The 19,325-nt window shown below is 67.8% G+C and carries 20 protein-coding genes; 9 read left to right on the top strand and 11 right to left on the bottom strand.

All coding sequences use genetic code 11. From position 1 onward, the window contains the following. The first annotated feature begins 8 nt into the window (after positions 1 to 8). The gene (locus B4L26_RS12465; RefSeq protein ID WP_290719181.1) at positions 9 to 692 is read left to right on the top strand and encodes a PIG-L deacetylase family protein; all 684 of its coding nucleotides are present in this window, start codon (positions 9 to 11) and stop codon (positions 690 to 692) included. 13 nt (positions 693 to 705) lie between these two features. Here B4L26_RS12465 and B4L26_RS12460 read toward each other — a convergent pair whose 3' ends face one another. Then, positions 706 to 1,056, bottom strand: a complete 351-nt coding sequence (locus B4L26_RS12460) for a VOC family protein (protein ID WP_290719180.1) — start codon at positions 1,054 to 1,056, stop codon at positions 706 to 708. 175 nt (positions 1,057 to 1,231) lie between these two features. On the opposite strand from B4L26_RS12460, the gene B4L26_RS12455 reads away from it, so the two are divergent. After that, entirely contained in the window at positions 1,232 to 2,074 is an 843-nt protein-coding gene (locus tag B4L26_RS12455) for a L,D-transpeptidase family protein (RefSeq protein WP_290719179.1), read from the top strand. Positions 2,075 to 2,186: 112 nt separating this feature from the next. On the opposite strand, the gene B4L26_RS12450 is transcribed toward B4L26_RS12455, so the two are convergent. The 4 genes from B4L26_RS12450 to B4L26_RS12435 form a co-directional block, all read right to left on the bottom strand. Then, complete coding sequence (locus tag B4L26_RS12450) at positions 2,187 to 3,476, bottom strand: PhoH family protein (protein ID WP_290719178.1); 1,290 nt, start codon at positions 3,474 to 3,476, stop codon at positions 2,187 to 2,189. A 254-nt stretch (positions 3,477 to 3,730) separates the two neighbouring features. After that, positions 3,731 to 4,600, bottom strand: a complete 870-nt coding sequence (locus B4L26_RS12445; RefSeq protein WP_290719177.1) for an acyl-ACP desaturase — start codon at positions 4,598 to 4,600, stop codon at positions 3,731 to 3,733. Between the two features lie 21 nt (positions 4,601 to 4,621). Then, entirely contained in the window at positions 4,622 to 5,899 is a 1,278-nt protein-coding gene (gene glyA, locus B4L26_RS12440; RefSeq protein ID WP_290719192.1) for a serine hydroxymethyltransferase, read from the bottom strand. A 46-nt stretch (positions 5,900 to 5,945) separates the two neighbouring features. Next, complete coding sequence (locus B4L26_RS12435; protein ID WP_290719176.1) at positions 5,946 to 7,148, bottom strand: DUF885 domain-containing protein; 1,203 nt, start codon at positions 7,146 to 7,148, stop codon at positions 5,946 to 5,948. Positions 7,149 to 7,267: 119 nt separating this feature from the next. Here B4L26_RS12435 and coaA point away from each other — a divergent pair, with 119 nt between their 5' ends. Further along, positions 7,268 to 8,206 (top strand): type I pantothenate kinase, encoded by a 939-nt coding sequence (gene coaA, locus B4L26_RS12430; RefSeq protein ID WP_290719175.1) that lies wholly within the window; start codon positions 7,268 to 7,270, stop codon positions 8,204 to 8,206. 54 nt (positions 8,207 to 8,260) lie between these two features. Here the strand turns inward: coaA and B4L26_RS12425 are convergent, their stop codons facing one another. Both B4L26_RS12425 and B4L26_RS12420 read right to left on the bottom strand, forming a co-directional pair. Next, the gene (locus B4L26_RS12425; RefSeq protein ID WP_290719174.1) at positions 8,261 to 8,848 is read right to left on the bottom strand and encodes a GNAT family N-acetyltransferase; all 588 of its coding nucleotides are present in this window, start codon (positions 8,846 to 8,848) and stop codon (positions 8,261 to 8,263) included. Further along, complete coding sequence (locus tag B4L26_RS12420) at positions 8,830 to 9,579, bottom strand: SDR family oxidoreductase (RefSeq protein ID WP_290719173.1); 750 nt, start codon at positions 9,577 to 9,579, stop codon at positions 8,830 to 8,832. Before B4L26_RS12420 ends, B4L26_RS12425 begins: the two co-directional genes overlap by 19 nt. A gap of 91 nt (positions 9,580 to 9,670) precedes the next feature. Here B4L26_RS12420 and B4L26_RS12415 point away from each other — a divergent pair, with 91 nt between their 5' ends. Beyond that, complete coding sequence (locus B4L26_RS12415) at positions 9,671 to 11,125, top strand: PLP-dependent aminotransferase family protein (protein WP_290719172.1); 1,455 nt, start codon at positions 9,671 to 9,673, stop codon at positions 11,123 to 11,125. Between the two features lie 15 nt (positions 11,126 to 11,140). Here the strand turns inward: B4L26_RS12415 and B4L26_RS12410 are convergent, their stop codons facing one another. Both B4L26_RS12410 and B4L26_RS12405 read right to left on the bottom strand, forming a co-directional pair. Beyond that, positions 11,141 to 11,803: a hypothetical protein gene (locus B4L26_RS12410; protein ID WP_290719171.1), complete on the bottom strand. Its 663-nt coding sequence runs from the start codon at positions 11,801 to 11,803 to the stop codon at positions 11,141 to 11,143. 36 nt (positions 11,804 to 11,839) lie between these two features. After that, positions 11,840 to 12,625: an isoprenyl transferase gene (locus B4L26_RS12405; protein ID WP_290719170.1), complete on the bottom strand. Its 786-nt coding sequence runs from the start codon at positions 12,623 to 12,625 to the stop codon at positions 11,840 to 11,842. Between the two features lie 60 nt (positions 12,626 to 12,685). Here B4L26_RS12405 and trhA point away from each other — a divergent pair, with 60 nt between their 5' ends. From trhA to B4L26_RS12390, 3 genes are all read left to right on the top strand, one after another. Beyond that, complete coding sequence (gene trhA, locus B4L26_RS12400) at positions 12,686 to 13,360, top strand: PAQR family membrane homeostasis protein TrhA (RefSeq protein WP_290719169.1); 675 nt, start codon at positions 12,686 to 12,688, stop codon at positions 13,358 to 13,360. Between the two features lie 102 nt (positions 13,361 to 13,462). Further along, entirely contained in the window at positions 13,463 to 14,017 is a 555-nt protein-coding gene (locus tag B4L26_RS12395) for a hypothetical protein (protein ID WP_290719168.1), read from the top strand. Between the two features lie 83 nt (positions 14,018 to 14,100). Continuing rightward, positions 14,101 to 15,516: a PepSY-associated TM helix domain-containing protein gene (locus B4L26_RS12390; RefSeq protein WP_290719167.1), complete on the top strand. Its 1,416-nt coding sequence runs from the start codon at positions 14,101 to 14,103 to the stop codon at positions 15,514 to 15,516. Between the two features lie 34 nt (positions 15,517 to 15,550). Here the strand turns inward: B4L26_RS12390 and B4L26_RS12385 are convergent, their stop codons facing one another. Further along, on the bottom strand, positions 15,551 to 16,813 hold the full coding sequence (locus tag B4L26_RS12385; RefSeq protein ID WP_409563543.1) for an IS30 family transposase: 1,263 nt from the start codon (positions 16,811 to 16,813) through the stop codon (positions 15,551 to 15,553). A gap of 332 nt (positions 16,814 to 17,145) precedes the next feature. Between B4L26_RS12385 and B4L26_RS12380 the strand changes: the two genes are divergently transcribed. After that, positions 17,146 to 17,532, top strand: a complete 387-nt coding sequence (locus B4L26_RS12380) for a hypothetical protein (protein ID WP_290719166.1) — start codon at positions 17,146 to 17,148, stop codon at positions 17,530 to 17,532. Beyond that, positions 17,529 to 18,500 carry a hypothetical protein gene (locus tag B4L26_RS12375; protein ID WP_290719165.1) on the top strand — a complete coding sequence of 324 codons (972 nt, stop codon included), beginning with the start codon at positions 17,529 to 17,531 and terminating at the stop codon, positions 18,498 to 18,500. The genes B4L26_RS12380 and B4L26_RS12375 overlap by 4 nt, the downstream gene beginning before the upstream one ends. Positions 18,501 to 18,578: 78 nt before the next feature. Here the strand turns inward: B4L26_RS12375 and B4L26_RS12370 are convergent. Then, positions 18,579 to 19,325 (bottom strand): 3-deoxy-7-phosphoheptulonate synthase (locus B4L26_RS12370; protein WP_290719164.1); only part of this gene is annotated, 747 nt, incomplete at its 5' end.

The following is a 19,325-nucleotide window of genomic DNA, read 5'->3' as shown; positions in this document are numbered from 1 at the left end:
CTGGGGCCATGGCGCAACTGGCGCAGTTCCCCAACGACTGGCAAACGGCACTGGTGCTTGTCGCACACCCCGACGACCCCGAGTACGGCATGTCGGCGGCGGTCAATCGCTGGACCAGCGAGGGCAAACGCGTCGTCTACGGCCTGGCGACAAGCGGCGAGGCCGGCATCCAGGGCATGACACCGCAGGAGTGCGGGCCGCTGCGCGAGGACGAGCAGCGCGCATCGGCGGCGCGAGTCGGGGTGAACGAGGTCGAGTTCTGGGGCTTCCCCGACAGCGAGCTGTTCAACACCCCGCAGTTGCGCGCGAAGATCACCGAGGCCATCAACCGGATCGCGCCCGACGTTGTGCTGTCGTTGTTCGGCGGCCCCGAGTGGGCGCCCGGCTTCCCCAACCAGCGCGACCACATGGAGTTTTCGGCCGCTGTCCGCGACGCCTACGCCGCCCTGCCCGAACCTGGACCTCACTGGTTGTTCGAAAGCGGCCCACTCGCCACCCATGCCGTCGCGGTGAGCCGTGCCGATATCGACGCCGCTGTGAAAGCACTCGCCGAGCATCGTGTGTATCTCGAAGTCCTCGATCCGGATACCCCGGTCGGAGAGCAGGCGTTCGACCAGGTTCAGCGCACGACGCCGGTGCGCGACGACTTCGGCGGCCGACGTGCCGTCGTGTTCGAGTTGATCAGCGATTGACGTCGACGACGCGCTACCGCTTGAGCGGGCTATAGAAGACGAGGCCGTTGCCCTTGTTGTCGTAGACGACCGCACGGCGCTCGTGGGCGTCGTCGTAGGGGCCCTTGATGATCCCGCCCCCACCGGCCTCGATCGCCTTGGCCGCGCCATCGACATCAGCGGTCTTGATACCGACGACGACCTGCCCGTGGATCGGATGGTCGATCGGCGTGGCCAGCGCCAGGGTGATCGGTCCGCCGTCGAGCGCGGCGTACTGCGCACCGTCGCGGAACTTCAACGACATGCCCAGCCCTTCATAGAAGGCGATGGATTCGTCGAGGTTGTCGGTGGACAGAACCACCATCTTCACTTCGTAGTCGCTCATAGCGCTTCCTTCCTCTGCGCCCCATGCCGACGCTACTGCGCACCAGACGGGCCCGAAAGGGCCATAGGGCCTTGACCGGATCCATGCCGCACCGTGATCCTTGTGTGACTGAATGGCCGAATCCGGCTGGCACACTGGAGTGGTGTTGAAGTTACTGCAGAGAAATTTGGGACTGATGGGACTCGCGGCCGCGGCTACTGCGGCAGTGCTGATGGTCCCCACGACAGTGAACGCCGCGCCGAGCAGCGGCACCGGATCGGTTGACTCCGTGCTGAACAACGTGCTCGATGCGCTGGTCGGCAACGGCGACTCCCACCAAGCCGCATCTACGACCACGCAGCTCATCGTCGCCACCGGTAAGAGCGCGTCGGACACCACCGGAACCCTGACCGCCTACGAGAAGGGCACCGACGGGAACTGGAAGATCGTCGTCGAACCGGTGAAGGCCTTCTTCGGCGCGCAGGGCCAAGGTGAACCCAAGGACAACGTGCCGCGCACGCCTAGCGGCACGTTCGCCCTCGACCAGGCCTTCGGCCGCAAGCCCAACCCCGGCACCAAGATGCCGTACCGCCAGGTCACCACCAAGGACTGGTGGGACTCGGATATGAAGTCGCCCACCTACAACACGCTGGTCACCAAGGACCGCATGCCCAGCCGCGAGGCCGAGAACCTCTACAACATGGGCGCTGTCTACGACTACGCGGTGAACATCGCCCACAATCCGTCACGTACCCCGGGCAAGGCGTCGGCGATCTTCCTGCACGTCACCAACAACTCGCCGACGGAGGGCTGCGTCGCGGTCCCCGAAGGGTCGATGGTGAAGATCCTCAAGTGGCTCGATCCCGCCAAGTCGCCAAAGATCACGATCGGCGTGAACGCCGCGGCACCGACCGGTGACGCCGCCGGTACGAGCCCGGGTGACGCGACGAACAACGGCGGCACCGGGAGCATCGGCCGCGTCGCCGAGTCGCTGGTCGGCCTGATCCCGCAAGTGCTCGGCACCATCACGCAGAGCTGACGGCCTCGGTTCTCGATACACTCGCTCCTTCGTCACGGGCACTCGATCACCGATAAAGCACTCGACCACCGGTCCCAACGGGGCCGGTGGTCAAGTGCTTTTCAGCGTCGGTCTAGGTGAACTCCTCCAGCATGTCGGTCACCAGGGCGGCGATGGGCGAGCGCTCCGAGCGCGTCAGCGTGACGTGCGCGAAGAGCGGATGACCCTTGAGCTTCTCGATCACCGCGGCCACGCCGTCGTGGCGCCCGACGCGCAGATTGTCGCGCTGCGCCACGTCGTGCGTCAGCACCACCCGCGACCCCGACCCGAGCCGCGAGAGCACCGTCAGCAATACGTTGCGCTCCAACGATTGCGCCTCATCGACGATGACGAACGAGTCGTGCAGCGACCGGCCGCGGATGTGCGTTAATGGCAGCACCTCGAGCATGCCGCGCGAGGCGACCTCGTCGATGACCTCCGTCGACGCCAGCCCCTCCAGCGTGTCGAATACCGCCTGCGCCCAGGGCCCCATCTTGTCGGCCTCGCTGCCCGGCAGGTAACCGAGCTGCTGCCCGCCGACCGCGTACAACGGCCGGAACACCACGACCTTCCGGTGGGTCCGACGCTCCAACACCGCCTCCAGGCCGGCGCACAGCGCGAGCGCCGACTTTCCGGTGCCCGCCTTGCCACCGAGCGACACGATCCCGACGCTGTCGTCGAGCAGCAAGTCCAGCGCGACGCGCTGCTCGGCCGAACGCCCGTGCAGTCCAAATGCCTCGCGGTCGCCCCGCACCAGCTGCACCCGCTTCTCGGCGTTGACCCGGCCCAGTGCGCTCGACCGTCCGCTGAGCAACCGGATGCCGGTGTGGCACGGCATGTCGCGTGCCTCGTCGATGTCGACGACGCCTTCGTCGAAGAGCGTGTTGATCTGCGCCGGGGTCACCTCGAGCTCGGTCATCCCGGTCCACCCGGAGACGACGACGTCCTGCGCGTGATACTCGTCGGCCGCCAGTCCTACCGCCCCGGCCTTGACCCGCAGCGGCGTGTCCTTGGTGACGAGCGTGACGTCGCGGCCCTCCGCGCGCAGGTTCAGCGCACAGGCGAGGATGCGTGAATCGTTGTCGTCGGTGCGGAATCCACTGGGCAACACCCTCGGGTCGGTGTGGTTGAGCTCGACCTGCAGGGTTCCACCACACTCACCGATCGGGATCGGCTCGTCGAGCCTGCCGTACTCCAGGCGCAGGTCGTCGAGGTGGCGCAGCGCCTCCCGGGCGAACCAGCCCAACTCGTGATGGTGGCGTTTGCCCTCCAGCTCACTGATAACCACCAGCGGCAGGATCACACTGTGCTCGTCGAAGCGCGTCACGGCCTTCGGGTCGGAGAGCAACACGGACGTGTCGAGGACATAGGTGCGAGTAGTCACGCGGACTCCTACGTCGGCGCGGCACCCGCGCGGACGGGGTGTTGCAGGTGACCGGTCGATCCGTGCTGTTGCAGCTGGTCAGCCGCGCGAGCCGAGGACCGGGGCCGGTCCCCTCGTGTCGCTGTGCTCCACGAATTCTCGGACCTCCCGGATGAACCGGTTTCCCCTCCGGTCCATCGACTCCGACGCTACGCCGCTGTGGCGGGCATCACGGATGACGCGCCGCGCGCCACGTTAACTTTGCGCAAACAGATTCAGGCGCCCGCAGCGAGCGCGAGGATGCGCTCCTTGGCGGCCTGCGCCTCGTCGGAGAGTCCCTCGACGCTGTTCAGCTTGACGCCGTCGACGATGGCCTTGGCGATCGTCGCGCGAGTCTGGTCGTTCTCGTAATCGGCGATCAGTGCGAACTGATCGTCGAAGTCGGCGACGTCTGAGCCGATGGGGGCGATATCGGTCAGCGCCCAGTCGATGGCCGACACCGTCGCATCCTGGTCGGCGACCATCCCGGCGCCGAGGAAGCCGATGAAGTAGCGGGCCTGCGAGGCGTCGTCGGCGTGGATCTTGGTGAGGATCTGCGCCAGGACGTCGTCGGTGACCGCGCCGCGCATCCGCTCGGCGAACGCGGCGGTCTGCAGCTCGTGGACGGCGAGCAGCGCGAGCACGCTCATCGGCGTCAGCGACGCGACATCCTCTTCGTGCTGGCGGTATCCGGCGACGACGTGGATGCGACGACGGTTCTCCGCGTCGACGGGGTCGACCGCGCGGGTCACCACCAAGTAGTCGCGCAGGACGATCGCGTGCCGGTTGTCCTCAGCGGTCCAGGTGCCGACGAGGGCGCGCCAGTCGGAGAACGCGGGGAAGAACATCGCGAGGACGCGGTGGTAGGACGGCAGGTTGTCCTTGAGCAGCAGCAGCGCCATCAGCGCCGCCTTGGCCTCGTCGGACATGGTGCTGTCCGACGGATCCCAGTCCTCGCCACCGAGGAAGGCAAAGTTACGACCGGCGTCCCACGGCACCCAATCGTGGGGCTGCCACGTGGCGATATCGAGTTGGTGCTCCTCCGAGAGTTCGGGAAGGGCCTTCTCCAGTGCGATGACGAGTTCGTCGGTGTCCAGAATGCTCACAACCCAATAGGATACCCGGTCTCAGACCCGGCTCATGAGTCCCCACTGCTCGAGGCCGTCGTAGAGCGGGAAGTCCAGCGCGAGCGTCGATACGCGAGCACGCAGCGCCGAGACGTCGGCCGACGTCCCCGCGGCCAGCGCGGTCGCGATGATGTCGGCGACCTCGGCGAACTGCTCGTCGCCGAATCCACGGGTGGCCAACGCGGGGGTGCCGATGCGCAGCCCCGAGGTGACCATCGGCGGGCGCGGGTCGAAGGGCACCGCGTTTCGGTTGACGGTGATGCCCACCTCGTGGAGCAGGTCCTCGGCCTGCTGGCCGTCGAGCGGGCTGTCGCGCAGGTCGACGAGAACCAGGTGCACGTCGGTCCCGCCGGTCAGCACCGATACTCCCGCACCGGCGACGTCGGAGCCGGTGAGCCGCTCGGCGAGGATCTTCGCACCGGAGAGCGTGCGCTCCTGCCGTGCTTTGAACTCCTCGGTCGCGGCGACCTTCAGCGCGACGGCCTTAGCGGCGATCACATGCATCAGCGGACCGCCCTGCTGGCCGGGGAACACCGCCGAGTTGAGCTTCTTCGCGTACTCCTGCTTGGCCAGGATCAGGCCCGACCGCGGACCGCCCAGAGTCTTGTGCACGGTCGTCGACACGACGTCGGCGTGCGGCACGGGGCTCGGATGCAGACCGGCGGCGACGAGGCCGGCGAAGTGGGCCATGTCGACCCACAACTTGGCTCCCACCTCATCGGCGATCTCACGGAACGCGGCGAAATCCAAGGTACGGGGGTAGGCCGACCAGCCGGCACAGATGACGGCGGGCCGCGTGTCGAGGGCGATCTTGCGCACCTCGTCCATGTCGACGCGGAAGTCCTCTTTGCTCACGCCATAGAAGGCGTTCTCGTAGAGCTTGCCGGAAAAGTTCAGGCGCATGCCGTGGGTCAGGTGCCCGCCGTGCGCGAGGTCGAGGCCCAGCAGTGTCTGGCCCGGTTCCATCAAGGCCATCAGTACCGCGGCGTTGGCCTGGGCACCCGAATGCGGCTGCACGTTGGCGAACTCGGCGCCGAACAGCTCCTTGGCGCGGTCGCGGGCGATGTCCTCCACGACGTCGACGTACTCGCAGCCGCCGTAGTAGCGCCGCCCCGGGTACCCCTCGGCGTACTTGTTCGTCAGTACGCTGCCCTGCGCCTGCAGCACCGCGCGCGGCACGAAGTTCTCCGACGCGATCATCTCCAGGGTGTCGCGCTGACGGGACAACTCGCCGTTCATCGCAGCGGCAACGTCGGGGTCGAGCTCCGCCAGGGACATCGTGTTCACCGACGGTGCGTCATTCGCCTCAGCCATGCCGGTGAGTTTAGTGTGCCAACTCCGCCCGCAAGAGCGCCGGGGTCAGGGGCTCGTCGAGAAGGCGGTTGAACGCCCCTCCCGGAGCATCGAGCCACTCGCCGAGGAGCCGATAGCCCTCGACATAGGTGCTGATGTAGGCGCGCCAGAGCGGCGAGGTGAGGAACCGCAGCATCTGCCTGGCCCGGTCCTGCCCCACGAGCAGCCACCGCGAAAGGAACGCCGCGACCTCATCAGCGTCGGCGTGCCGATCGTGCAGGAGTAACGCGGCGTCCTGGCGGACCGCCAGCAGACCGGCAGTGGCCTCCCCGACGGCCGTTGCGCGATGGGCGTCGAAGCGCAGACCCAGGTCGGCGTAGATCGTCTCGGCCCAGAGCGGCCAGTCCGGTCCGATGGCCGCGCGCAGCGCGTGGTCGGCCAGCCCCTCGGCCATCAGGCATTGCGGGGTGTTGACCAGGAAGATCGTCTGCTCCCCCTGCCCACCGCCGACGAGGAGCTTCTCCTTGCGGCAGTGCTCGGTGTGGTGCCCGGGATAGGCCTCGTGCGCCACGAGGTGCGGTAGCGCCGAGAAGTGCTGCGGCACATCGGTGTTGATCGCGACCCGAGAGCGGTAGTCGCCCAGGTAGTAGTTGAATCCCGACCACGGCTGGTCGGAGACGATCTCGAACTCGACGGTCTCTTCGACGGGCAGGTCGACGGACTTGCGCACCTCGTCGCGCAGCGCCGAGGAGAAGGCCGTCACGCAATCGCCGAGCCGGTCAGCCGGGATCTCACCGGCGCGTCGGTAGGCGGTGTACGCGTCGCGCAGCGCCTCGGGCCGATCGGCGACGCCGAGAGCATCCGCCAGTTTGCGGTGGGCCTGACGGTAGACCTCCGGATCCTCCGCACTGATGTCGACGTCGAAGTAAGCCCGCACCTCGTCGACGAATCCGATGTCCTCGCCGGCGAACTTGGCCGCCGAGCACTCCAGCGCCCGCAGGTGCGAGGAGATGAATTCGGCACGGTCGGCGGGAAGTCCCCCCGGGAGTTGGTCCCGCAACCGGGCGGCACGTCGGCCCAGCGCTACGGGATCGGGCGTCCCCTCGTCGCGCACCTGGGCCCGCAGTGCAGGATCGCCGGTGTAGGCGTCGACGAACCCGTCTTCGAGCAGGTCGAACGCGAGGCCGATTCGCAGGTATTCGGTGACGATCTCGTCGTCGTCGATAGCGGTCACGATGCCGAGCTTTCCATAAACAACCCTCCCGCGTGGCGGACGCCCACACCCGCCAAATACGCTTGGATGATGCCGTTCGGTATCGAACCCGGGTTTCCCCGGAGCGCGCAGGAGGCCAGGTGAAGCGGTCGTCGGGGCGCGACCCGAGCCTGTACCTGGAACTCGACCGTCGCCAGTGGCGCGGATTGCGCGAGTCCATGCCAATGGTGCTGACCCAGCAGGAGCTCGACGCGATCGCGGGCCTGGGTGAGCGCCTGGACCTCGCCGAGGTCGCCGACGTGTATCTCCCGCTCTCGCGCCTCATCCACTTGCGCGTCGCCGCTCGGCAGCGCCTGTACGCCGCTACCTCGACGTTCCTGGGCGAACTGCAGACTGCGCGCCAGGTACCTTTCGTCATCGGGATCGCCGGCAGCGTCGCCGTCGGCAAGTCGACCACCGCCCGCCTGCTCGCGACGCTGCTAGCCCGCTGGGACAGCCACCCGAAGGTCGACCTGGTCACCACCGACGGCTTCCTCTACCCGACGCGCGAGCTCAAGCGCCGCGGCATCCTGCACCGAAAGGGATTCCCCGAGTCCTACGACCGCCGAGGTTTGCTGCGCTTTGTCACCGAGGTGAAATCAGGGGCGCGCGAGGTCACCGCGCCGGTGTACTCACACCTGACCTACGACATCGTCCCCGACGTCAAGCATTACGTCCGTCAGCCCGACATCCTCATCCTGGAGGGCCTCAACGTCCTGCAGACCGGGCCGACGCTGATGGTGTCGGACCTCTTCGACTTCTCGCTCTACGTCGACGCGAAGACCTCCGACATCGAACGCTGGTACGTCTCGCGCTTCCTACAGATGCGCACCACGTCGTTCGCGGATCCGAACTCGCACTTCCACTCCTACGCCGACCTCAACGACACGCAGGCAACTGCGGCCGCCCGCGAGATCTGGACGTCGATCAACCGGCCCAACCTGGTGGACAACATCCTGCCCACGCGTCCGCGCGCCCACCTCGTCCTGCGCAAGGACTCTGATCACTCGATCAACCGCGTGCGCCTGCGCAAGCTCTGAGCTCCCCGCTCCGACCGACGATCGGCAGCCAGATCTTGCGCCGCTATTCCCGGGCTAGATCTCGCGGCGCATCACGACGCGGCCGAATCCGTCGAGGACCGACGTCGTGTCGGCGACGTAGTGGAACCCGGCCCGCTCAAACTGTCGTCGGGTACCCGTGTAGGCCGTACGCAGCGGAACTTTGCGGCCATCGTTGTCGAGCGGATACGCCTCGACGACCGCCGCGCCCCGCTCGGCGGCAAAGCCGACCGCCCCTTCCAGCGCTGCCCCTGCCAGTCCCTGCCCCCGATGTCCGGGACGCACCTTGATGCACCACAGCGACCACACGTCGTCGCGGCCGGGGTCGATCCTCGGGAACTTCGCGTTGTAGGCGAACGTGGTGTGCTCACGAGGCGCGATCGACGCCCACGCAACCGGCTCACCGTCGTCGTAGACGACGATTCCCGGCGGCAGGTCGCGCGCACACAGGGCTGCCATCCGTTCCGGTTTGCTCAACCCGGTCCGCTCGAGGCCCTCGGTCTTGCGGTTGCGGTACGTCAGACACCAGCACGCCTCCGACCCCGCCGTCTTGGGTCCGACGAGGGTCGCGACGTCGGCGAAATCCGACGCTGGCCGGATTTCGATCAACGACCCGCCAGCCACTGCTGCAGCGTCATCGGTGTCACGACATCGGCGGGATCGGGGATGAGCGACCCGTCACGCAGCGCTTTGCCGCCGAAGCGGATCGGGATCACCGCGCCGCTCACCCCGCGCGCCTTGCGCGACGCCCGGGCGACATCGATGAGATCCATCTGCGCCGGGCCCCGCACCTCGACGACGGCTTTGCCCTGGTGGGCAGTGCCCAGCACCGCGTCGGCGATGACCACCGCTCCGTCGGATGCGGCCAGCGGGGCGGTGACCATGTGCGGCATGACGGCGAGAGGGCCCACCGACATCCGGTCGCTGAGCGTGTCGGCGAGCTCGAACCACTGGGTGGTCCGCACGAAGGTGACGCGGTCGCCGAGGATCTCGCGGTACACCGCCTCCTGCTCGGCCTTTCCCTGGTAGTAGCCCATCCGGCGATTCACGGCGGGATCGGCGGCATTCGAGATCGAGAGGCAGACGACGCGCGCGCCTGCGGCGCGGGCCGCCTCGGCGATGTTTCGCGCGGCGGTCCCGAAGAACTCCTTCGCCTTCGACGCCGACTGGGTGATGTTGTTCAGGCAGTCGACAACGACGTCCGCGCCGGCAACCGCGGCCGCGAGCCCGGCGCCGGTCTGCGCGTCGACACCATTGCCGCGATGGGCCTCGACGACCTGGACACCGCGCTCCCCGAGCTGATTGCAGACCAGCGAACCCATCGTGCCGCTCGCTCCGACGACGACGACCTTCATGGCGACCTCTTCCTTCGTATTCCTTTGTATTGCGCGACTATTGACTCCACACTAGGTCACCATTGCCCTAATAAACTGGTTCAATCGGCACATGGAAACTCAGGCCAATTCCGAGACGGACGGGCCATGGCACACCCACGCGGGCGGTCTCGGTGCCGACCTGCACCTCGACCTCGCCGATGGGTTCGACACGGGTCCGGCCCGTGGGCGCGGCGCCCAACAGCGCCGCCGCCTCGTCGACGCCCTGCGCGCCGCGATCGAGGACGGGCGCCTGGGCGCGGGCGCCCCCCTGCCGCCCTACCGCTCGCTGGCTGCAGATCTCAACCTGGCCCGCGGCACCGTCGCCGCCGCATACGAGGAGCTGATCGCGCAAGGCTGGCTGGTCGCACGCCGAGGCGCGGGAACCCGCGTCGCTGACAGCGTCGCAGCGTCCGCACCACCATCGGGCACCGTCCCAGCACCGCTCCTGCCCCCCCGGCACAACTTCCTCACCGGCCAGGCGAACGCCGGCCTGTTCCCGCGCGCCGACTGGATCGCCGCCACCCGCCGCGCCCTGTCCACGGCACCGGACTCCGCCTTCGACCCCACGGCACCGCACGGTAGCCGGGTCCTGCGTGAGGCACTCGCCGGCTACCTCGCCCGGGCGCGCGGCGTCCGCGCTGACCCGAACCAGATCGTCCTGACCACCGGCGTCATGTATTCGCTGCGGCTGTTGACCCCGACAGTCCTGGGCACCACGGTCGCCGTCGAGAGTCACGGCCTGCCCTTCCATCGACTCGCGATCGAGGAGAGCGGCGCGGTGACTCTGCCCGTGCCGCTCGACGACGACGGTGCGGTGGTCGATGCGATCGGCGACGGCGTGTCGTCGCTGGTGCTGACGCCGAGCCACCAGTCGCCCACCGGGGTCTCCCTTTCGCCGCCGCGGCGCGCGGCGGTGATCGACTGGGCCCGGCGGACCGGCGGGCTCATCGTCGAAGACGACTACGACGGTGAATACCGCTATGACCGCGAGCCGATCGGCGCGTTGCAGGCACTCGGGCCCGACGTCGTCGTGTACGCGGGTTCGGTGAGCAAGACGCTTTCACCGTCGGTGCGAATCGGTTGGCTGGTGCTGCCGGGCCACCTGGCCGAGCAGGTGGCGTGGTCCAAAGGAGTCCGCGAGCCGGACGCGAGCATCGTCGACCAACTGGTGCTGGCCGAGATGATCGCTAGCGGCGCCTACGATCGTCACATCCGCCGCAGTCGACAGTTCTACCGCCGCCGGCGCGACCAGCTCCTGGCACGGCTCACCGCTATCGGCGCGCAGGTCACCGGCGTCGCAGGCGGTCTGCACTTGCTGATCCCGACGACCGCGCAGCGTGAAGGCGCACTGATGGCCGAGGCCGTCAACCGCGGTATCGGGATCTCGCCGCTGTCGTTCTTCGCCCACCCCGCCGCGACGGACACTGCGCGGCACGGCCTAATCGTCGGGTTCGGGACGCCGTCGGCGTCGTCGTACTCCGCCGACCTCGACGCATTGGTGGGGCTCCTCGTCGACGTCGCGTAGCCCGCCGAAGCCGGCTCAGGCGGGCTCGCCGTCGAAGCGGTTGCGTCCCAGGCTCTGCATGAAGCCGGGGCCCATGATGCGGTACTCCTGCGCGAAGTCTTTGGCCCACGTCGGGAACGGGTGGTGGGCCAGATACTCGTTGCCGAAGCGCGGGTCCTCGGAGACTTCGGTGACGCAGAAGTCGGGGATCGCCAGGTCGGTGACCGGGCGGGCCCGCTCGACCTCGCCGACGAGCAACGGCGCGTTGTCGGCGAGGAAGCGGTCGACGACCCAGCCGTCCTCGCCCAGCCACATCGAGTAGCGGACTTTGGCGATCAGGGCTGTCGAGCGCGCGACGATCGACCCGGCGACGAGCGCGTCGATCTGCCGCTCGGCCTCGTAGCGCGTGCCGGCGTTCGCCGGGCCCTTGGCGCCGAGTGTGCCCAGCGAGTCGGGGTGTTCGGTGAGAGCCTGCGCCATGGCGCGCGGCGACGCGTCGACATCGATACCATCGACCGGGCCGCTGATGCGCACACGGACGGCAAAACCGTCGTCGGCGAACACGTAGGCCTGAACGATCAGGTCGGGACTCGGGTCACCCGCTGCCTCGGGCGGCATCGCACCCAGCAGGAACTTGCGCTCGAACTCGAAGTCGCCGAGTTCAGCCGCGGTCGCGCACTCGTCAGAGTCGTCGAACATAGGGCCAATCTAGCGCCCCCGACCAGCAGATTCGGGTTAGCGTCCGAATCGGCGATTCCGCGCGCCGAAGTCGCGCAGGGCACGCAGGAAGTCGACGCGGCGGAACTCGGGCCAATACGCATCGGTGAACCAGATCTCGGAGTACGCGCTCTGCCACAGCAGAAAGCCCGACAGACGTTGCTCGCCCGACGTACGGATCACCAGATCGGGATCGGGTTGGCCCTTGGTGTAGAGGTTGCGGTCGATGGCCTCGACGGTGACCGCCTCGACCAACTGTTCGCCGGTCTCACCGGCTGCCACGTGGTCGGTGAGCAGGTCGCGTACCGCGTCGACAATCTCCTGCCGCCCGCCGTAACCGACAGCAACGTTGACGTTGAGACGGTCGTCGTGGCGGACGGTGCGGTCGGCGGCGGCCTTCAACCGCTGTGCGGCCGCGGCGGGCAGCTGGTCGATGTTGCCGACAAGTCGCACTCGCCACCCGCGCCCGGGCGCCGAGATCTCGTCGACGATGTCGGGGACGATCTCCATCAGCGCGTCGAGTTCCTCGGACGGTCGCTGCAAGTTCTCCGTCGAGAGCAGGTAGATGGTGACGGTGCCGATACCCAGTTCGTCGCACCACGAGAGCATGTCCGCGATGCGCTCGGCCCCGACCCGATGGCCGTGGCTGACGTCCTCGAATCCCGCTTCGCGCGCCCACCGGCGGTTGCCATCGCAGATGATCGCGACGTGTTCGGGCAGGCGGTCCCGGTCGAGCAGCTGCGTGAGCCGCTTCTCGTAAACCGCGTACATGGGAGTGCGCAGCGTCTCCGGGATTAGTTTCATCGTCGCTCACTGTACGCCGGAGTTTGGCGACCAGGGAGTAACTTACGGTACCGTAGGTTTATGGTTCACGACATTCCCACGCCCCTCCACCTGGAGTTCAAGCCGCGGTTGCGCGGCGTGATCCACCAGTACTCGGCGTGGGTGTCGACGGTCGCCGTCGCCGCCCTCATCGTCGGTGCTGCGATCCTCAAGGGCGCGGGTGCGGCCGTGGCGTGCGCGATCTACGGCGTCACCGTCTTCGGCTTGTTCGCGATCAGCGCGACCTATCACCGGCACAAGTGGGGCTCCGAGCGGACCGCGCGGCTGATGAAGCGTGCCGACCACTCGATGATCTTCCTGTTCATCGCCGGGTCGTACACCCCGTTCTCCTACCTCGCACTACCCTCCCCGACGCGATGGTGGGTGCTGGGGATCGTTTGGGGCGGTGCCCTGGCGGGCATGGCACTGAAGATCGTGTGGCCCGACGCGCCGCGATGGCTCGGCGTCGCACTCTATATCGGTCTGGGCTGGGTGATCCTAGTGCAGGCGACGACGCTGATCCAGTACTCGGGCTGGCTGATCATCGCGCTGCTCGCCGCCGGCGGGGTGTTGTACAGCGTCGGCGGGGTCCTCTACGCCCTGCGCTGGCCCAATCCGTGGCCGGAGACGTTCGGACACCACGAGTTCTTCCACGCCGCCACCGTCGTCGCCGCGCTGTGCCACTACACGGCGATCTGGCTGCTCCTGCTGCGCTGACCGTCGTCGCCGTTTGGACGGTGATCGCCTGGTGTCGAGGTAGCCCCGACGAAACCTGAACGTGCCTCCGGATGGCCGGACGCGGGCAATAGACTGCAACCCATGCTCGCCGTCGCAGCCCCGCGGACCGATCCGGTCCAGCGCACCGTGCGCGGGCTGTGTGTCGGCGCCTTCGCGGCGGCGACCGCCATCGCCGGTCACCTCGTGGCGATGCCCGACGACGCCCCTACCGTCGGCATGCTCGCTTTCCTGATGGGCGTCTGCGCGGTGGTCGGCGTGGTCGCCGGCTCACTCCCCCGATCCGCCGAGCACCCTCTCGCCCTCCTGCTCGTCGTCGCATCGGCGCAACTCATCGGCCACCTCGCACTGTCGGTCGGGTCCATGCACCCACTCGGCCTGCCGTCGACGACGATGACCGTCGCACACCTGCTGGCCGCCGCAATCGGTGCGTGCGTGATCATCGGCGCTGACCGCGCCGCACGACGCGTTCTCGGCCGGTTGCACCGGCTTCTCCACGACGACTGCCCGCCCGCGGCTCCCGCCGCTCTTCTGTGGCGGTTCATCGTCTCCGACGAGCCGCTCGTCGCACGAAGCGGCGCCACCCGGCGCCACGTCAGACGCGGACCGCCGGCGCTGCCGCGCCCCGCCTCCCTCTGACCGGCACACCGTCACACACCACGACCGCACGACTGCGGTCGCCGACGCGTGTGCGCCCTGACGCACCGAATCGAGCCAGCCCAATGTTTCGACCCCTTCTGCCCCTGATCCGTCGCCTGCACTTCTACGCGGGCATCCTCATCGCCCCGTTCGTCCTCGTCGCCGCGATCAGCGGCGGTCTCTACGCCCTCGCCCCGACAGCCGAGCAGATTGTGTACCGCCACCTGCTGCACACCGACTCCGCCGGTCCACCGCAGACAATCGCCGCGCAATTGGCCAGTGTCCGCGACCGCCATCTCGGTGCCGTGGTGACCGGCGTCGAACCGGCCGCCGGCGGGTCGGAGACGACGCGGGTGTACCTCGCCGACGACCGCGTCGGCGAGTGGGAGCGGCGGACCGTTTTCGTCGACCCGCAGACCACCGAGGTTCTCGGCGACTCGGTCACCTACGGCAGCGCCGGGGCGCTGCCGCTGCGCACGTGGATCGGCGGCCTGCACCGCAACCTGCACCTGGGTGAGCCTGGCCGTGTCTACAGCGAAACCGCGGCGTCATGGCTGTGGGTCGTGGCACTGGGTGGATTGACGCTGTGGATCAACCGGTTCCGCACCAAGCGCCGCAATACCGGTGCCCCGTGGTGGCGCATCGGCGTCATCGACCGGCGGGGCACATCGCGCAGCCGCACGCTGAGCCGGCACGGCGCGGTGGGCGTGTGGCTCGTCGTGGGCCTGGTGTTCCTCTCGGCGACAGGGTTGACGTGGTCGCACTACGCGGGCGACAACATCGCGAAACTGCGCACCGAGCTGAGCTGGCAGCGACCCGACCTGCCGACATCCCTGCCGACGGGTTCACACCACGGGACGCACGGGACCGCAGCTCCCCCAGCCGGCATTCCGACGTTGGCCGACGATCAATTCGACGAGGTGCTGGGAATCGCACGCCGCCACGGCCTGGACGGCCGGGTGGAGATCGCCGTTCCCACCGACCCGAGCAGCGCGGTCACGGTCACCCAGACGCGTCAGCCGTGGCGGTATTCAGTGGACTCGCTCGCGATCGACCCGCACACGATGCAGGTGAGTGCGGAACTCCCCTTCTCGTCGTGGTCGATTCCGGCGAAGCTCACCGACTGGGCCATCCAATTGCATATGGGAATCCTGTTCGGCTGGGCCAGTGCCCTGGCGCTGCTCACACTGGCCGTGCTGCTGGTCGTCGTGATCGTTCACGGCTACCTGATGTGGTGGCGACGCGGAACCGGGAACCACCCGGGGCGAGCGCCTGCGCGCGGCACGTGGCGCACTGCTGCACGCTCTGCGAGCCCTGCGTCTCGGGCCGCTTTCGTGACGCTGATGGTCGGAACCATTGTCGTCGGCTGGTTCGTCCCGCTGTTGGGGATCCCGCTGCTCGCGTTCCTGATCCTCGACGCGGTGATCGGCCGACGGTCGCCCACCGATCAGCCCCACAACCGCGACCAATCCCGACAACGGCTACCGGCGCGACGGTAGTTGGGCGAATTCGGGGGGTCGTTGCGACACTCGCCTATTTGTCGGTTGTCAGTAGATCACGCAGTTGTTCGGCTGGCGTGTGCCAGTTGAGTGTTTTGCGTGGGCGGCCGTTGAGTTCTTGGGCGACGTGTTCGAGGTCTTCGGGTCCATAGACGTTGAGGTCGGTGCCTTTGGGGAAGTATTGGCGCAGTAGCCCGTTGGTGTTCTCGTTGGTGCCGCGTTGCCAGGGGCTGGCGGGGTCGCAGAAGTAGACGGCCATGTCGGTGGCGATGGTGAATAGTTTGTGGCTGGCCATTTCCGCGCCTTGGTCCCAGGTCAGTGAGCCGCGCAGGTGGGCCGGCAGGGTTGTCATGGTGGCGATGAGGGCGTCACGCACGTGTTCTGCGTCGTGGCCGTGGGGTAGGTGCAGCAGCATCGTGTAGCGGGTGCTGCGTTCGACTAGGGTGCCGATCGCGGATTTGTTGTGGGCGCCGATGATCAGGTCGCCTTCCCAGTGCCCGGGTACGGCGCGGTCTTCGATTTCGGCGGGCCGGTCGCTGATCATGATCATCGGGTCGATGAACCGTTGGGTGCGTTGCCCTTCTTTGCGGTGGGGTTTGCGGCGGGTGCGCCCGGTCCGCAACGCGGTCTGCACTTGTTTCTTCAACCCGCCGCGGGCCTGGAAGTAGAGGGCTTGGTAGATCGTTTCGTGGCTCACGCGCATGTCCTGGTCGTCGGGAAAGTCCAGCCGCAGCCGCTGCGCGATCTGTTCGGGAGACAGTCTGCGGGCCAAACCGTCCTCGACCTGGGCGCGCAGTGCCTGGTTGACGACCAGTTTGGCGTCTTTGGGCCGAGCCCGCCGCACCGTGGCCGCCTGATCGGCACCATACGGCAGGTAGTCGCCGCCGCTGCTGTTGCGCGCTATCTCGCGGTACACCGTCGACCGGTCTTTGCCCAGCGCCGCGGCGATCGAACGCATGGACTTGTTGGCCGCCAAACCGTCGGCGATCGCGAGCCGGTCCTGCAGGCTCAGAAACCGGCCCGGCCCCAGCGACGTAGGAATGTTCACCGCATCGTTGTAACCCGCCGGGCCAGTCTCACCCGCTTCGACTCGCCGGGCCCGCTGGGCTGCTTCACGACGCCAGTAGTAGCCCAAGTCCCGCTTGATCCCCACCTCCCCGGCCGCGCCGCGCGTAGTCCAGCCCTGCTCGGTCAACGCCAAGAACCGGGCCTTGACCTCCGCCGGGTAGGGGCAACTCGGTGCCGGTGGGGTGATGCCCTGCTCGACCAGCAACCGCCGCACGGTTTGACGGCCCATCTTCATACTCCGGGCCACCGCGCTCATCGACCCGAGTTCGGCAAACGCCGCCGCCACCTGCGCGGGCCGATCAGCGCTGGGCCGCGGCATGACCCCGCGCCCGGCCGCCCGCAAAATCGCATAGCAATACGTCCACGAATAACCGACCTCATCGGCCGCCTCATAGACCGTCATGCCCCCAGCAAGCAGCCCCACCAACCGGGCAGCAATCGCCGCCTGATGCTCCGTGAACGACATCGCTGCCACACCCTCTCATCCAAGAGTGTCGCAACGACCACGTGAACCAGCCGTTGTTGCGAGAACTTGTAGCTGTTGCGGCAATAGACTGCCTCATGCGCAAGCACACGTTCGGCGACGCCGAGCTGCGGGAGGTCATCACCACGTGGCCCGAGTTCGCCCTCCTGGACATCTCGTCCACCGGGATTCGGGAAACCGATCAGGAATGGGGACTGGGACACGTCGGCGTGTTCAAGAACGAGCCACTCGTCTCGTTCGGCTACGTGTATGACCTGACTGCGACCGCCCGCTTCCACAAGGTGCGGTTCGACTTCCCGGATCTGGGGCGACGCGGTTGGGCCGCGATCTTCGCGTTCGACAATCATCCCGACGAGAAGTCGACCGCTCGCTTCGCCGCCTGGGTGACCGACGACCACGAGGGCGATCTCGACGCGTGGATCGCGTTCCTGAACGCGCACATCAAAGGGCTGTTCCAGACATGAGCGAGCGCACCTACTTCACGGACTACGGAGCATTGGTGGCGCGCTTCGGCGATCCCGCCGGTGGCCGGGCAGCGCTGGAGGAGCTGGATGTCGCCGGCTTGGCGGCGCTGCGCGGCCAGGAGCGGGAGGAGGCTCTCGCAGTGTTGCACGAGCATCTGGCCGCTCTGGAGAACGACCCGCGGGTGGTGGACGCCCTCGTGGCGATGCAAGCACCCGACCTTGAGGCGCTGCTGCGCGTCGAGATGCATCGCAGGGACGAGACCGGAGTGGCTGCGGCACGGGCTGCGTGGGAGCAGACGAAAGACCCGGCAGCGGTCACCGCGCTCATCGAGACGCTAGTCAAAGCCCGCAAGGATTCGGCACGAGAATCCGCGGCGGTCGCGCTCGCCGACACCCGGAGTTCCGCTGCCGCGGAGTCACTGCTCGCAGCACTCGATTCCGACGACGATGCGGCGCGCAATGTGGTGATCACAGCACTTCTGCGGCTCGTCGGTCTGAGTGAACTGGAGCAGCTCGGGCGCTCGCCGGTGTCGCGACTAGGAGCGCTGATCCTCAACCCGCTGGGCGCCGTTCGCCAACCCGCCGTCGCTGAACTGCGCCGCATTGTTGCGGCGGTCCAAGCCGGGCAGTCTGCCGAGTCACTTGGCCTGGTGCCGGGCCCGGGACAGGAGTCCGCCGAGCTCGCACGCCTGCGCGAGAGCGTCCTCAGCGATCCGCGGCGTCCTGGCCCGTGGCGGAACACCCTCGATCTCGAGGCATTCGGGGCACTGCGCGGTGAGGAACGCGAGCGGGGGATGCAGTGGGCGTATTCACTTCTCGCCAAGGGTGACGTGCGTGCCGTCCGGGCCATCGCGGAACTCGATCTGCAAGCTGCTATCCCCGTGCTCCGCGAGGCGGCGCAACGGGGCAACCGCACCTTCGCCGAAGCTGCGCAGGCGGCACTCGCCCAGCTCAGCGAGCCGTCGTAGACACCTCGGCTACCAATCCCGACAACCGCTACAGATGCAACGGTAGTTGTTGTCGGGATGCGTAGCTGTTGTGCGAGATCAGCGAGCGAGGGCGCGCAGCACGTCCTCGGTGGCGTCCCAGCCCATGCACTTGTCGGTGACCGAACGGCCGTAGACGAGATCGTCGCTATCGGGTGACTGCGCACCCGGCTCGAGGAAGCTCTCCAGCATCACACCGCTGATCGGGGCGCCGCCGCGCACCATCTCGGCGATCTCGACCGCCACTTCGGCCTGGCGCACGTGGTCCTTGCCGGAATTGGCGTGCGATGCGTCGATCATCACCCGCTGCGGCAGACCGGCCTTGGCCAGTACGGCCACCGCGTCGGCGACCGACTCATCGTCGTAGTTCGGCCCACCCGTTCCGCCGCGCAGGATGACGTGGCAGTCGAGGTTGCCGGCGGTCTCGACGACGACGCCGTTGCCGAAGTCGTCGAGCCCGAAGAACACGTGCGGGGCCGCCGCGGCCTGCACGCCGTCGACGGCGACCTGGATGTTGCCGTCAGTGCCGTTCTTGAACCCGACCGGCATCGACAGGCCCGACGCGAGTTGACGGTGTACCTGCGACTCGGTGGTGCGGGCGCCGATCGCACCCCACGCCACGGCGTCGGCGATGTATTGCGGGCTGTTCGGCTCCAAGAACTCGCATCCGACGGGCAGGCCGAGATCGATGATGTCGAGCAGCAGGGAGCGCGCCGTCCGCAGGCCGCGCTCGACGTCGAAGCTGCCGTCCATACCCGGGTCGTTGATGAGGCCCTTCCACCCGACGGTGGTGCGCGGCTTCTCGAA

This window comes from Gordonia sp. UBA7599 (assembly GCA_002477755.1).
Taxonomy (GTDB): Bacteria; Actinomycetota; Actinomycetes; order Mycobacteriales; family Mycobacteriaceae; genus Gordonia.
Note: the sequence above shows the minus strand (reverse complement) of the source record. Positions and strands in the feature narration are given on the sequence as shown.